This window comes from Nibrella saemangeumensis, assembly GCF_039541915.1.
GTDB classification, from domain to species: domain Bacteria; phylum Bacteroidota; class Bacteroidia; order Cytophagales; family Spirosomataceae; genus Nibrella; species Nibrella saemangeumensis.
Window position 1 is genome coordinate 1 of record NZ_BAABHD010000001.1, and the last position, 14,577, is coordinate 14,577.

Here is a 14,577-nt window from a genome sequence, read left to right on the forward strand (position 1 = left end):
CGGTTCTATTTCCAGAGCCTGTTTGGCAATGATGCGTTTTAATCGTTCATTTTCCTCTTCTAGGGCTCGAAGCTGAGGCTCCACTCGGGGATAGGAATCCCGCAAGCCTTCCTTACCCTTGTTCAAATAGCGGTTTCGCCACTTTCGCAAGAGAGAAGGGGATAAATTATACTTGCGGCAAATCTCGGAGTGCCCATCGCGCAGGGACTCCTGAACGATAGAGTAGCGGTCTTCGGGGCTGAATGTTCGTCTAGTTTTGCTCATTGTTCNCTATCATGCCCTGGAGGCTCTGGCTGAATTTGCCCGCGCTTATCTGCCCAATGCGGAGACACGTCGCCAATGGCTGAGCCAAAGCCAGCACCAACTGCTCAACGATGGAGTAGGGCAGCTTCTGGAGCAGCTACAAAGTATACCTAACCTGAAAGGAGAGGCAGACCGGTTACGAGATAAGGTGGTGGGCTACTATGAGGCTAACCAGCATCGGATGGCCTATGGGAGTTATCGTCGAGAAGGATTGCTGATTGGTAGTGGACCCATGGAGGCTGCTCACCGGACCGTTGTTCAGTGTCGCATGAAGCGCAGTGGTCAGCGGTGGGTAAATCGAGGAGCACAGGCCTTGCTGACTCTGCGGGTAGTCGCCAAGAGTAAGTGCTGGAGCTTAGTCACCGATCAACTCAAAAAGTCTAACAGGTAGTTTTGAATTGCACCCAGTATCAAGCAGGATTATTCCGTTCTCCATTTGTTGATATCTTCTATGTTTTTAGCAATTTTTTCGAGCTGCTTTTTTGTAGCAACAGGCCCATTCAAAAGCAAGGTTTCCAAATCAACCGATTGTTCTTCTTTGATCTCTTTTTCAATTTCTGCTTTTAGTTGCTTCAGTTTACCTGCCGGTAGTGTCCTGACGATTTTGAGCAACTCGTCAAATCCTATATCTACTTGTACTCTCATAATATTGGCTAGTTATTGTGCAACAGATAAAAAAAATTTTCAGAGATTTTATTTGTAAAGCAGCTTTGGTGCAATACAATATTTATATTGGCAGCATTAGTCAACCTTTAAAGATGTTTTTCCTGTGGTATTCTAAATATTTTTTACCAAAAAGTTTTATTAAAGGTTGACTTAATTGCCTCCTACTTATAATTCGAAGTTTCTCTGCTAATGGACGTGACATAGCAGATGTATCCGACGTAATTATAACTTCCAAATCGTCAGTAAAAGAAATAAAACCTTTATCAAAAAGTGCATCGTATTCGTCGTAAAGGCAAATTCCGTTTGAAATATCACCTCGGAATTCCTTTCTGTGCGACCAAGGAATAACGTGACTCGCCGTAAGTAAAGACTGTTCCGTTATTCCTGACAGAGCGCACTTATAACCAAAGTTTTTCAAAACGCCCATTCTAAACTTGGATTGCCCTAGCCGAATATTTATTTCTGCTTTTGCATTCTCAATGAAAAAGTCGTTATCAAGCTCAGCTGTAGGAATAAGTAAAATTGGTTTTGCATAAAATTCAGAAATATCAATAGCAAGTTCTGAATTACTATGCATCATAAACTTATGGTTAAGAATTACTGCTGTCCACCGATCAGGGTACTTACCTGTTGTTTTATGCTCATCGACAAAAACATGTCTTACAATTTTAAAAGGAATACAGTAGTAATCATCTGCGTTCTGCTCATCCGTCCAAATTACAATATTAAATTTTTCACCAAAACTGGCAAACAGATAATCTATTACTGATTTTTGAAAACCACACCACTTATTTTCAGAGTTTGCTTTAAGTACGTAGTTATTTCCACCGTCCCGCCAGTTTTTTATATTTAATGCACGATTCATAATGTTGCTAACTTCTAGACGTATAAATCTTCTCTGAAGCAAAGTTTTGTATTTACCATAAATAAGCGGTAGTTATGAAGGTTATCCATTTAGGTCATAAGTACCCTCAGCAAGTCATGCCAAATATATTCCATCATCTTTAATGTTAATCCGCCGTTCCCGGTACAGCGTACCAATCGCTTTTTTGAACGTCTTCTTACTCATTTCAAACGTCTTGTAAATGGCTTCCGGGGCGCTGTCATCGTTCAGGGGCAGAAAACCATTATTGTCTTTGAGTGTGTCTAGAATGCGCTGGGCGTTCGGTTCGATGTTTTCGTAACCCTGCCGTTGCAGACTGAGGTCGATGCGGTTGTCTTCGCGGATGCGTTTGACGAAGCCCGTGAGCTTATCCCCTGGGGAGACGGGGCGGAACAGTTCGTTTTTGTAGAGCAGGCCCCGGTACTGGTTGTTGACGATGACATTAAGACCGAGGTCAGTATGTTCGTAAGCCAGTAAATCTACCTCCTGGCCCTCTTCCAGATCATCGGCCCGGTCTTCCAGAAAACGGTTGATCCGGCTGGAGGCCACCAGTCGGTCGGTATCGCGGTCGAGGTAACAATACACGACGTACCGACGCCCTACCTGCATGGGAATGCTCTGCTCTTTATGGGGCACAAACAGGTCCTTCTCCAATCCCCAGTCCAGAAAAGCGCCGACACTGGTAACAGACACTACGTCGAGCGCTCCGAACTCGTCGCGCTGAATGTACGGCTCCCGCGTGGTAGCCACCGGACGGTCTTCGGAGTCAGTATACACGAACACATCCATAAACTCACCTTCGCGGAGGTTTTCGGGCACGTACTTGTTGGGCAGCAGCACGTCGTTGCCGCGTTCGTCTTCCAGAAAAACGCCGACGCTGGTGTCGCGCACAGCCCGCAGGCGATTCATGGTTCCTATTCTGATCATGAGCAGGTTGGTAGTCGTACGGAAAACTGCAGGATAGGACGTTCTGTTTGTCTGCCCTGCAAGGAATGAAGTGTTTTACCCGCAAATGTACAGGTTACCGAAGAATAAAAGGCATAGTGTTCGCTATCGCTTTTGCCGTATCTTAACTTACAATTGAATGGATTGACCAAGCAATATGCCTCTCTCCGATAAGCACACGTCAGACTTTACTTCGTCGCGGCACGTACCAACTATGGCGGAGGTCGACCGCATTGCTGCGTTGACAACGCCGGTTTTGCGAAACCTGCAAATTACGCAATGCTACTTTCAGTTGTCGGCTGTGTTTGCCGCCCGCATTGGTGCAGGAGCCAACTGGTGTACGTTTGCCACCTGGGCCTCCAAACAGGCTGGGCAGACCATTCGTCGGGAAGATCTGCTGCGGGCGCTGGAAACCCTGCTGAAGACGAAACTGGAGATTGGACAGGCGGTATCCGTCATTGCCGCAATCGCTAAAGAATTAGGTGCTAAACCCTCCATAGAGTACATCCGGCAATCGGTCTGGATGAGCCTGGTTACGGCGGTAGTAGATGGGGCGGGCGATGCCGTCAGCCGGGGTAACAAAAAAGTGTTTGAGGAGATAGGGCGTGAGTTTGCCCGCTTTACTGCCACCTGCCTGAACGATTCGGGGTATGAGGCCGCCCGTATCAAGGCGTTCTGTCAATCGCTCCGGCCGGGCGACCCGCCGACGGGTCAGCGCTACCTGCGTCAGGCATTTACCCGCTATTACGAAGCGCTATTTGAGACCGATGCCAAAAAGCGGGCTGAGTTGATGCTGCTGGCTAATCTGGAGATCGGCTTTCACGAGCAAACCCGGCTGCAACCCGAAATCGCTGAGTCGCTGGACGCTGCCCAAATCGACCCGCAACAGGTGAAGAAGCGCCTGCTGGCCATTATTTTTCCCGATGGCGGCTATATGGATCAAATCAAGCTATTCTTCCTGGATTTGTTCCGGAAAACGGCGGTGTTGGATAAGACCATAGAATCGCTGGTATCGTTGGCGCGCCATCAGATCCGGGCCGCATTGACGGCTCACCTCATGACGCTCACCCTACCGCCTGACCGGCGCTTACGACTCGGACAAGACTTGATTGCCGTATTTCCCGATGCGCTGAAGGAGTTGGCCAATCCGGACCTGCGAACCTTGCTGGCGCACATCGACCCAACCCCCGACAGCCTGCGCGAAACCGGATCCATAGATTGGGCTGATTTGCCGGAGCGCCTGCATTTCATCGCCGACCTGTTCCGCTGCTATCACGAATCGGCAGACTTAATGGCGTCTGCCTTTACCGCCGAGCAGGTCGTAGCGATGAAGGCGGGGAAAGTGCCGGGAGGGAGGTTGTGATTTACCCCACCATCAACAATCGCCAAACCCCGGAGATGAGCAGCAGCGCGATGCTGATGGGGGTCAGCACTTTCCAGCAGAGAAACATGAGTTGGTCGACGCGAAGGCGGGGGAGTGTCCAGCGAACCCACATCTGCACCAGAATGGCGAAACCCGCTTTGGACAACAGCCAGAAAGCGCCGGTGATATTGCCCCAGACGGTGCCCGGTACCCCACTGGTCCAATCGGCCACACGAAGTGGACCAATGTTAGGCAGGGGTGTATTCCAGCTACCGAGGAAGAGAATAGCGCCCAGGAACGATACCAGCAGCATCATGCCGTACTCGGAGAGAAACAGCAGCGCCCAGCGCATACCGGAGTATTCGGTATGAAAACCAGCTACAATTTCCGACTCGCCCTCCGGCAGGTCAAAAGGAGCGCGGTTGGCTTCGGCCAGGGTAGCAATGAAAAAGATAACGTAGGCAATCAATAGGAAGGGGTTGCGGAGAATGTTCCAGCAGAAAATACCGCCCCACTCGGTCACGTTGACGCCCAGCGCCTTGATGCCGAACAGGTAATTGGCTTCGTAGGTGTAAATGCCCTGCTGAAAACTGATTTCCTGCAAATTCAGCGTCTGGCAAATCATCACCGCGCAGAGAATCGTCAGACCCAGCGGTATCTCGTACGAGACAATCTGCGCCACCGCCCGCATCGCGCCAAACAGCGAGTACTTGTTGTTGGAACTCCAGCCCGCCATGAGAATACCCACCACATCAATGGAGATAATCGCCATCAGGTAAAACACGCCTACGGCCGTAGCGGAACCCTGCAAATCGGGCGTCAGCGGAATCACCGCATACCCGGCAAAGATGGACGCGAAGATGATGGCCGGCGCCAGCAGAAACAGCCGGCGGTCGGCGGCCGCTGGAACAATGTCCTCCTTTTGCAGCAGTTTCAGCAAATCGGCAATCAACTGCAATAGACCATACTTTCCCACCTCCATCGGACCGAGCCGGTCCTGGATAAAGGCCGATACCTTGCGTTCGAGGTACACCCCGACCACCACATTACCGGTCACCATGGCGAGAAAGATGAGGAGAGCGAGCATGTTTTAGTTGGCAGTGTGCAGTAGGCAGTCTTCAATAAGCAGTTGGCAGAATAGGAACCATTACGTCGCTCTAAAATCTGCCTACTGAAGACTGCCTACTGCCTACTAGAATTCCGCTGATTTAGGCGTTCTCGGGAAGGGGATGACGTCGCGGATGTTGCCCATGCCGGTGACGAACAGCACCAGCCGCTCGAAGCCGAGGCCGAAGCCGGCATGGGGAGCCGAGCCGAACTTGCGGGTTTCCAGATACCACCAGAGTCCTTCGGGTTCGATGCCTATCTCGTGGATACGCGCCATCAGCTTGTCGAGGTCGTCTTCGCGTTGCGAGCCGCCGATGATTTCGCCAATGCCGGGGAACAGAACGTCCATCGCCCGGACAGTTGGACCGGGACTGGCCGACGACTCCTCATCCTGCTTCATATAGAACGCCTTGATTTCGCGGGGGTAGTTGGTCAGGATGACGGGTTTCTTGAAGTGCTTCTCCACCAGGTAGCGCTCGTGTTCCGATTGCAGGTCGATGCCCCATTTTACTTCAAACTGGAACTGACCTTTCTTTGCGGGTTTCGAGTTCACCAGAATGTCAATGGCTTCGGTGTAGGTGAGCCGCTGGAAATCGTTGTCGACCACAAAGCGGAGTTTTTCAAGCAGGCTCATGTCGCTTTGCTCTTCCTTCTTTTTGGTCTTTTCTTCCTCCTTCAGCCGGTTTTCCAGGAACGCCAGGTCATCAGCGCAGTTTTCCAGGGCGTAGCGAATGACGTATTTTACAAAGTCCTCCGCCAGATTCATGTTGTCTTCCAGTTCATAGAAGGCCATTTCCGGCTCAATCATCCAGAACTCAGCCAGGTGGCGGGTTGTATTCGAGTTTTCGGCGCGGAACGTGGGACCGAAGGTATAAATCTTACCCAATGCCAGGGCACCCAGTTCGCCTTCTAACTGTCCCGATACCGTCAGGTTGGCTTCACGGCCGAAGAAGTCTTCCGAGAAATTAATTTTTCCTTCTTCCGTGCGCGGCAGGTTGTCAAGATCCAGCGTGGTCACGCGGAACATCTCCCCGGCCCCTTCGGCATCGGATGCCGTTATGATGGGGGTATGGAGGTAGAAAAAGCCGTTGTCGTTGAAATATTTGTTAACCGCAAACGCCAGGGCGTGCCGGATGCGCAGAATCGCGCTGAACGTATTGGTACGCGGGCGCAGGTGAGCTATCTCCCGCAGGAACTCCAGCGAGTGGCGCTTAGGTTGTAATGGATACTTTTCCGGGTCGGCCGGACCGTAGATATGAATGTTGGCCGCTTTTACTTCCACGCTCTGCCCGGACCCCAGCGACTCTACCAATTGCCCGGTTATGGCTACGCAGGCACCGGTGGTGACCAGTTTGATTAGGTCTTCGCTGAACTGACCGGGTTCGGCTACCGCCTGAATATTATTGATGGTAGAGCCGTCGTTGAGGGCAATGAAGATGGCGTTTTTGCTTTCGCGCTTCGTACGGACCCAGCCTTTTACGGTGACCTCGTGGCCCGTAGTGGTCGATTGGAGTAGCTGCTTTATCGGTAAATAACTCATTCCAGACAGTAGACGCTTGGTTTTGGTGGGGCAAAGGTAAGGAACTCCCGCAAAAAATTTTTTCAATCTCCTGCAACCTGCCGGCCACCGGTTGCATCTACCGGTCAGAAAGTCACAAAGACAACCTTAAAATCTATCCACGCCATGTTTTCATTCCGTACCATTCTGATGGTAGCAGCTATTGCTTTGCCCATCCTGTCCAACGCCCAGTGCGGCAACTCGTCTCGTTCCGATTTCGGTATCTACCTCGGCTTCAACAATTACAACCAGTCGGCACCGGCCAATTACGAATTGAATACCGGCGGCTCGCGCTTTGTGGCGCTAGGCTGGCGTCGGAACCTAAGGCTGGTCAACGGCACCGGTGCCGCTCTTCGGCTCGGTATTGGTCCAGAGATTGCCTGGAACAACTTCATGTTTGAAAATAAGAATGTTCTCGCTGAGCGCAACAACCAGCTATTTGTTGAGCCGGCTTCCATTGACGTGAAGAAGTCAAAACTTACCGTTGCGCAACTGAATTTGCCGGTTCTGCTCAATTTATCATTCAAACCGTCCCGGTTGTCTATCGGGGTGGGTGCCTACGCCGGTGTGCGGGTCGACAGCTACACGAAGGTAAAGCCTGTGGTTGGTGACACCGAGCGAACCAAAGGGTCGTACAACCTCAACAACGTCCGCTGGGGCCTTATGACTGAGCTGGGCTGGAGCGGCCGGTCTAAATTATTTTTCCGCTACGAACCCACTACGCTGTTCCGCACGAATGAAGGCCCGGAGTTAAATGTCTGGGCTGTGGGCGTACGGTTGTAAAAATTTTCTGAAAAATAATCACAACCAGATGCAACGTGAGGCTACAGCTCCTACTCTTTACGGTAATTGGAGCTGTAATTCCGTTTGCATCCAGTCGATGAAGGGCTAAGCGAAAGCTAAAACCGCTCATCCGGTCGATCAGACCGCTTATGTAACAAAAGGTACTTTGCATTGCATACTACCGCAACTTTGCATTGAACCTAAAACAAAAGCGTAGTCTTACCGATCACCAAACTTGCCTGCACGCTCATCCGACGATTTACCGGGCTCGTCCCTTCAAATCGGCCTTTCGGCAAACAAAAATTTCGGGAGCGATAAAACAGGTGAAACTTTGGGTGTCTGAACTAAACAACGGAATTACTTCTATCCACGCCATGAGAACTTTTATAACCTCTGCCCTGATGATTTGCCTGACTTTGTCAGTAGCGTTTGCCCAGTCTCCGGTTAAGGGGAAAATTAGCGGAAAAGTCAACGACGCTGCGGGCAAGTCATTGGAATTTGTGACGATGATGCTGGTAAAGGCTAAAGACTCTACCCTGGTCAAAGGGGCTATCAGCGATGTCAACGGTGCTTACGAGTTCGAGGGTATTGCCGCCGGGCAGTACCGGGTGGCGGCTCAGCAAATGGGCTTTCGCAGGAGCTTCACTGACGCGTTTGAGGTGGATGCCGAACACACCACTATTCAGGTGCCGGCGCTCCAGATGAGCGAAGAATCAAAGAGCCTGACCGAGGTGAAGGTAGTGGCCAAGAAGCCTTTTATTGAGCAGCAGATTGACCGGACGGTGATGAACGTCGAGAACAGCATCGTATCGAGCGGCAGCAACGCCCTGGAAGTGCTGGAAAAAGCACCGGGCGTGACCATCGACCGGCAGAGCGACCAGTTGCAGTTAAAGGGTAAGTCGGGTGTAATTGTGATGATCGACGGGAAGCAAACCTACCTGTCATCACAGGAAGTAGCCAACCTGCTGAAGAACACGCCCAGCGACAACATTGAAAAAATTGAGATTATTACCAATCCTTCGTCCAAGTACGATGCCGCCGGTAACGTCGGTATCATCAACATCCGGATGAAGAAAAACCAGAATTTCGGTACCAACGGTACACTGACGGCTGGGGTAGGTTATGGCCGCTTCGAGAAATACAACTCGGCCTTAAACCTGAACCACCGTGAAGGCAAAATCAACGCCTTCGGTAACTACAGTTACTTCCACAACCGGCGATTCCAGGAGAATGAGATCAACCGGGTGATACCGTATAATGGTACCGTTACCTATTTCGACCAGAAGTCTTACCGGCCCAACAATTTTGACGGGCATAACTTCCGGGGCGGCATTGACTACTTCATCAGCAAGAAAAGTACAGTGGGTGTCTTGGCTACCGGCTTCATCAACGACTGGCAGCAGCCTAACGGTATCAATCATTCGGTGATGCGCAATGCCGACCGGGAGATAACCATGATGCCGACCACGAATGTAACGGTGAAGAACAAGTGGACGAACCTGACCGGTAACCTGAATTACAAATACGATTTCAACGGTAAAGGCCGCGAGCTGACCGCCGATATGGATTACTCCCGGTTCAACGGCGATTCGTACAACAACCTGGTAACCCGGTACGTAGATGCCAATAACCAGACCGTGAAGCCGACAGAGAACGTTAGGAACGATATGCCGTCCGCCATCGACATCTGGGCGTTCAAAGCCGACTACGTACACCCGACCAAAACGGGCAAGTTTGAAGCGGGCGTGAAGAGCAGCTATGTGCAGTCGGACAACGACCTGGTGTATCAGAACCTGATTGACAGCCGCTGGATTGTTGACGCCACCAAAAGCAACCGGTTCAAGTACACCGAAAATGTCAATGCGGCTTATGCCTCATTTGGTGGTAAGCTGAGCAAGAAAACGAGTATTCAGGCCGGTCTGCGGCTGGAGCAGACGCTGTCGCGGGGTAATTCGGTGACGCTGAATAAAATTGTGGACAGAAATTACCTGAACCTGTTTCCGACTTTGTTCGTATCCCGACAAATTGATACCAACAACGTTTTGAACCTTTCATACAGCAGACGGATCGATCGTCCCAATTATCAGAACCTGAATCCGTTTGTTTTCTATCTTGACCCGTACACGTATCAGCAGGGTAATCCGTACCTGAAACCACAGTTTACGAACTCGATCCAACTGACGCACGTGTATAAGGGAGCGTTCTCGACATCGCTGAGCTACAGCCGCACTAACGACGTGATCGTAAATGAGGTGCCGGGCCAGATTGCCGAGAAGAATATTACCTACGTAACGTCGGATAACCTCGCTACGCAGGATAACGTGAGCCTGACCCTGAGTTTCCCGGTACGGGTAAGCAAGTGGTGGAACATGCAGAACAATGTAACCGGTTACTATAATAAATTTCAGTCACCGTACCTGGGCGCACAGTATAATGTCGATTTTGTAGCCTTTAACCTGTATTCATCACACAACTTTGTACTGGGTAAAGGAATTTCGGCCGAACTGTCCGGATGGTATAACTCAGCGGGGGTATTTGGATTCTACCGCTACCAGCCGCAGGGAGCCTTCAGCATCGGTGTACAGAAATCAGTGCTGGACAAAAAAGGCACGCTGAAGCTGAACATCAACGACCCCTTCTGGCTGAATCAGTTTAAGGGCCGGGCCAACTACCAGGACATCAACTTTGCGGTGAACGCCCGCTGGGAGAGTCGCATCGTCCGGGCAACGTTTACCTACCGGTTTGGTAACCAGAATGTTAAAGCAGCCCGTCAGCGCAGTACCAGTACCGAAGCCGAGCGCAACCGTGCCGGTGGAGGTAACAACTAGAGATATTCATAGCAACGCTATATAAGAGCTTAGTTTAGTTTAGGTTAAGAAAACGCAGAAAGCCACTCCCATCTTGAGGGGTGGCTTTTTTGTTTGTATTCCCTCCCAAACCATTCATCCACTCCCTTTGACCGTTTATGTAAGAACAGGTACTTGGTTATGCAACCTACCTAACTTTGTCCTACTTAATCGCCTGATACGCACAACTTTTTTCTATCCACACCATACTTCTCTTCCGGCATGAAAACGTTTATTACCTCTGCTCTCTTCGTATGCCTGGTCCTGACTACAGCCTTCTCACAGGCACCGGTTAAAGGCAAAATCAACGGTAAAGTCGCCGATGCGACAGGCAAGTCACTGGAATTTGTGACGATGATGCTGGTGAAAGCCAAAGACTCGACGCTGGTCAAAGGCGGAATCACCGATGTAAACGGAGCTTATGAATTCGAGAACATTGCGGCTGGTCAGTACCGGGTAGCGGCTCAGCAGATGGGCTACGCCAAGACGTTTAGCGATGCGTTTGCGGTCGATCCTGAGCATACCGCCATCCAACTACCGGCGCTTCAGATGCTGGAGGCCTCCAAAAGTTTGGCCGAAGTGAAGGTAACGGCGAAGAAGCCCTTTATCGAGCAGCAGATTGACCGGACGGTGGTGAACGTCGAGAACAGCATTGTCGCCAGCGGCAATACGGCTCTTGAAGTACTGGAAAAAGCACCGGGCGTGACCATCGACCGGCAGAGCGAAGAAATCTCCCTCAAAGGGAAGTCGGGTGTGATTGTGATGATTGACGGCAAACAGACCTACCTGTCATCGCAGGAAGTGGCCAACCTGCTGAAGAATACGCCCAGCGACAACATTGAGAAGATTGAGATTATCACCAATCCATCATCTAAGTACGATGCCGCCGGTAACTCGGGTATCATCAACATCAAGATGAAGAAGAATAAGAACTTCGGCACAAACGGGACCTGGATTGGCGGCCTGGGCTATGGCCGGTTTGAAAAATACAACACCACGCTGAATCTGAACCACCGCGAAGGTAAAATCAACGCCTTTGGCAGCTATAGCTTTAACGGCCGCCGGTCATTTAACGAAACCACCATCAACCGGGCTATTCCGTTCGACGGTACCATTACGTACTTCGACCAGGTATCGTACCGGCCAATCAATTTTCAGGGACATAACCTTCGGGGCGGTATAGACTACTTCATTAATAAGAAAAGCACCATTGGAGTCCTGGCTACCGGCTTTATGAATGGCTTTGAAGCTGATGGACTTAACCATTCGGTACTGAGCAACGAAAACCGCGAGGTAACACTCCGGCCAACGACTAACGCCCTGGCCAAAAACAAGTGGATGAACCTGACGGGTAATCTGAACTATAAGTACGATTTCAACGGCAAAGGCCGCGAACTAACCGCCGATGTGGATTACTCGAAGTACGATGGCGAAGGCAACAATAACCTGACCACTACGTACCTGAAGGCCGACAACACGACCGACCGCCCGACCGAATACATCCGCAACAAGATGCCGTCGACCATCGACATCTGGGCGTTCAAAACTGACTATACGCACCCGACTAAAAAAGGTAAATTCGAGGCCGGTGTAAAGAGTAGCTTTGTGCAGTCAGATAATAACATGGTGTTCGAGAATCAACTGGATGGTCGCTGGATTATCGATGCCAACCGCACCAACCGCTTTAAGTATCTGGAGAACGTGAATGCGGCTTACGCCAGCTTCTCCAGTAAGCTGAACAAAAAGACGAGCATTCAGGCGGGCCTGCGGCTGGAGCAGACGCACTCACGAGGTAACTCGGTCACGCTGAACAAGGTAATTGACCGGAATTACGTAAACCTGTTCCCGACCCTGTTTGTGTCGCGGCAACTGGATACCAACAACGTGCTTAATGTCTCGTACAGCCGCCGGATTGACCGCCCGAACTACCAGGATCTGAACCCATTTATGTTCTTCCTGGACCCATACACCTATCAGGTTGGTAACCCGAACATTAAACCGCAGATGACGCATTCGCTGCAACTGACGCATACCTACAAAGGTTCTATTTCAACATCCGTAGGTTTTAGCCGCACCAACGACTTTATCATGCGCCAGGTGCCGGGCCAGATTGCCGAGCAGAACATCGCTTATATAACCACCGAGAACCTGGCGGTGCGGGACAACGCCAACCTGACCTTGAGCTTCCCGGTGACGGTACGCAAGTGGTGGACTATGCAGAATAATGTAACGGCTTTTTACAACCGCATCAACACGCCGTACCGGGGTGGTCAGTATAACGTGAGCTTCGTAGGCTACAACCTCTATTCATCCAGCAACTTCGTGCTGGGTAAAGGCTTTAGTGGTGAACTGGCGGCCTGGTACAACTCCGCCGGTGTGGATGGCTTCTTCCGCTACCAGCCGATGGGTGCCTTCAGCGTAGGTGTGCAAAAGCAGGTAATGAACAAGAAAGGTACACTGCGGGTGAACGTAAACGACCCATTCTGGCTGAACCGGTTCCGGGGCGAAACCAAGTACCAGGATATTAGCATGAAAGTGCAGTCGGTATTTGAAAGTCGTCAGGCCCGCGTAACCTTCACCTACCGTTTCGGCAACCAGAACGTAAAAGCCGCCCGCCAGCGCCGTTCCGCCACCGCCGATGAGCAGGGAAGGGTACAGTCGGGGAATTGAGAAACGTCTTGAACCAGGATTTTAAGGATTAACAGGATAAGGCTCCGCCTACAGCCAATCCAACAGAAAAGGCCCCACGTGGGGCCTTTTCTGTTTTGTTTTTGTCATCCCGACGCAGGAGGGATCTTGATGGTAAACCCAACGTACTGTTGAGAAAACGCCAAGATCCCTCCTGCGTCGGGATGACAAAAAGCGGGATGACAAAAACACTAGGCCAATGCCGCCACGCCCGGCAACGTCTTGCCTTCCATGTACTCCAGCAGGGCACCGCCACCGGTAGAGACGTAGCTCACGCGGTCGCCGTAGCCGGCCTGGTTGATGGCCGAGGCCGAGTCGCCACCGCCGATGAGGGAGAAGGCACCGTTCTCTTCAGTAGCCTTTACAACGGCTTCGGCAATGGCGTTGGTGCCGGTAGCAAAGTTTTCAAACTCAAATACACCCATCGGGCCGTTCCAAAGGATAGTCTTTGACTTTTCGATGACGTCGGTGAATTTCTTGATGGTTTCGGGACCGATATCGAGCCCTTCCCAGCCGTCGGGAATCTGGCCGGTTGCCACCACCTGCCTGTTCGCATCGTTGGAGAAGTCATCGGCAATGACGTTATCGACGGGCATAATGATGTTCACCCCTCTCTCTTTGGCTTTTTCGAGGATTTGGAGGGCCAGATCCTGCTTATCGGCTTCCAGCAGTGACTTGCCAATCTGGCCGCCCTGCGCCTTCGTGAAGGTATAGGTCATACCGCCCCCGATGATGAGGTTGTCTACTGTATCGAGCAGGCGTTCGATAATCAGAATTTTATCGGAAATCTTGGCCCCACCCATAATCGCCGTGAACGGCCGCTCCGCTTCTTCCAGAATCTTCTTGGCGTTGTCGAGTTCGGCCTGCATCACGTACCCGCAAACGCGGTCGTCGAAGAACTTACCCATCACGGCCGTAGAGGCATGGGCGCGGTGGGCCGTTCCGAAGGCATCATTCACCCACACATCACCCAGTTCAGCCAGTTTTTTGGCGAACTCTTCGTCCCCTTTTTCTTCCTGCTTATAGAAGCGCAGGTTTTCGAGCAGCAGGATTTCACCGGGTTGCAGTGATGCCGCCTGGTCTTTGGCGGATTGGCCAATGCAGTCGTCGGCAAACTTTACCTCCCGGCCAAATGTCTCTTTCAAGGTCGGCAGCAGGTGCTTCAATGAAAATTTTTCTTCGGGTCCGCCTTTCGGACGGCCCAGGTGCGACATCAGGATCGCCGAGCCGCCGTCGTTCAGGATTTTGGTGATGGTGGGAATGGTCGCTTTAATGCGCGTGTCGTCGGTGATGGTATAGTTTTCATCGAGGGGCACGTTAAAGTCCACCCGAACAAGGGCTTTTTTGCCGGCAAAATTGTAAGAGTCAACCGTTTTCATAGGGGAGTAGCAAATCTGTTTGCGCGGCAAAAATGGGGAAATATGTGGTAAGTGAG

At 51.2% G+C, this 14,577-nt stretch carries 11 protein-coding genes; 4 read left to right on the top strand and 7 right to left on the bottom strand.

Annotated features, from left to right (window positions below; all coding sequences use genetic code 11):
• The 4 genes from ABD949_RS00005 to ABD949_RS00020 all read right to left on the bottom strand — a co-directional run.
• Nucleotides 1–264, bottom strand: a 264-nt coding sequence (locus ABD949_RS00005; RefSeq protein ID WP_345239388.1) for a transposase, incomplete at its 3' end; no start/stop codon positions are given.
• Nucleotides 265–723: 459 nt separating this feature from the next.
• Entirely contained in the window at nt 724–948 is a 225-nt protein-coding gene (locus ABD949_RS00010) for a hypothetical protein (RefSeq protein ID WP_345239390.1), read from the bottom strand.
• Nucleotides 949–1,048: 100 nt separating this feature from the next.
• Nucleotides 1,049–1,834, bottom strand: a complete 786-nt coding sequence (locus tag ABD949_RS00015) for an HNH endonuclease (RefSeq protein WP_345239392.1) — start codon at nt 1,832–1,834, stop codon at nt 1,049–1,051.
• Nucleotides 1,835–1,948: 114 nt separating this feature from the next.
• Nucleotides 1,949–2,779, bottom strand: coding sequence for a CvfB family protein (locus ABD949_RS00020; protein WP_345239393.1), 831 nt, complete (start codon nt 2,777–2,779; stop codon nt 1,949–1,951).
• 175 nt (nt 2,780–2,954) lie between these two features.
• On the opposite strand from ABD949_RS00020, the gene ABD949_RS00025 reads away from it, so the two are divergent.
• Nucleotides 2,955–4,160 carry a hypothetical protein gene (locus tag ABD949_RS00025; RefSeq protein WP_345239395.1) on the top strand — a complete coding sequence of 402 codons (1,206 nt, stop codon included), beginning with the start codon at nt 2,955–2,957 and terminating at the stop codon, nt 4,158–4,160.
• Between the two features lies 1 nt (nt 4,161).
• Here the strand turns inward: ABD949_RS00025 and ABD949_RS00030 are convergent, their stop codons facing one another.
• Together ABD949_RS00030 and asnS are read right to left on the bottom strand one after the other, a co-directional pair.
• Nucleotides 4,162–5,247 carry a complex I subunit 1/NuoH family protein gene (locus ABD949_RS00030; RefSeq protein WP_345239397.1) on the bottom strand — a complete coding sequence of 362 codons (1,086 nt, stop codon included), beginning with the start codon at nt 5,245–5,247 and terminating at the stop codon, nt 4,162–4,164.
• A 105-nt stretch (nt 5,248–5,352) separates the two neighbouring features.
• A complete protein-coding gene (gene asnS / locus ABD949_RS00035; protein ID WP_345239399.1) occupies nt 5,353–6,807 on the bottom strand; it encodes an asparagine--tRNA ligase in 1,455 nt (484 codons plus the stop codon).
• Nucleotides 6,808–6,951: 144 nt separating this feature from the next.
• Between asnS and ABD949_RS00040 the strand changes: the two genes are divergently transcribed.
• The 3 genes from ABD949_RS00040 to ABD949_RS00050 all read left to right on the top strand — a co-directional run bounded on the left by ABD949_RS00040 (nt 6,952) and on the right by ABD949_RS00050 (nt 13,124).
• Nucleotides 6,952–7,608: an outer membrane beta-barrel protein gene (locus ABD949_RS00040; RefSeq protein WP_345239401.1), complete on the top strand. Its 657-nt coding sequence runs from the start codon at nt 6,952–6,954 to the stop codon at nt 7,606–7,608.
• Nucleotides 7,609–7,982: 374 nt separating this feature from the next.
• On the top strand, nt 7,983–10,436 hold the full coding sequence (locus ABD949_RS00045; RefSeq protein WP_345239402.1) for an outer membrane beta-barrel protein: 2,454 nt from the start codon (nt 7,983–7,985) through the stop codon (nt 10,434–10,436).
• 240 nt (nt 10,437–10,676) lie between these two features.
• On the top strand, nt 10,677–13,124 hold the full coding sequence (locus ABD949_RS00050) for an outer membrane beta-barrel protein (protein ID WP_345239403.1): 2,448 nt from the start codon (nt 10,677–10,679) through the stop codon (nt 13,122–13,124).
• A gap of 209 nt (nt 13,125–13,333) precedes the next feature.
• Here the strand turns inward: ABD949_RS00050 and ABD949_RS00055 are convergent, their stop codons facing one another.
• On the bottom strand, nt 13,334–14,521 hold the full coding sequence (locus tag ABD949_RS00055; protein ID WP_345239404.1) for a phosphoglycerate kinase: 1,188 nt from the start codon (nt 14,519–14,521) through the stop codon (nt 13,334–13,336).
• Between the last annotated feature and the right edge of the window lie 56 nt (nt 14,522–14,577).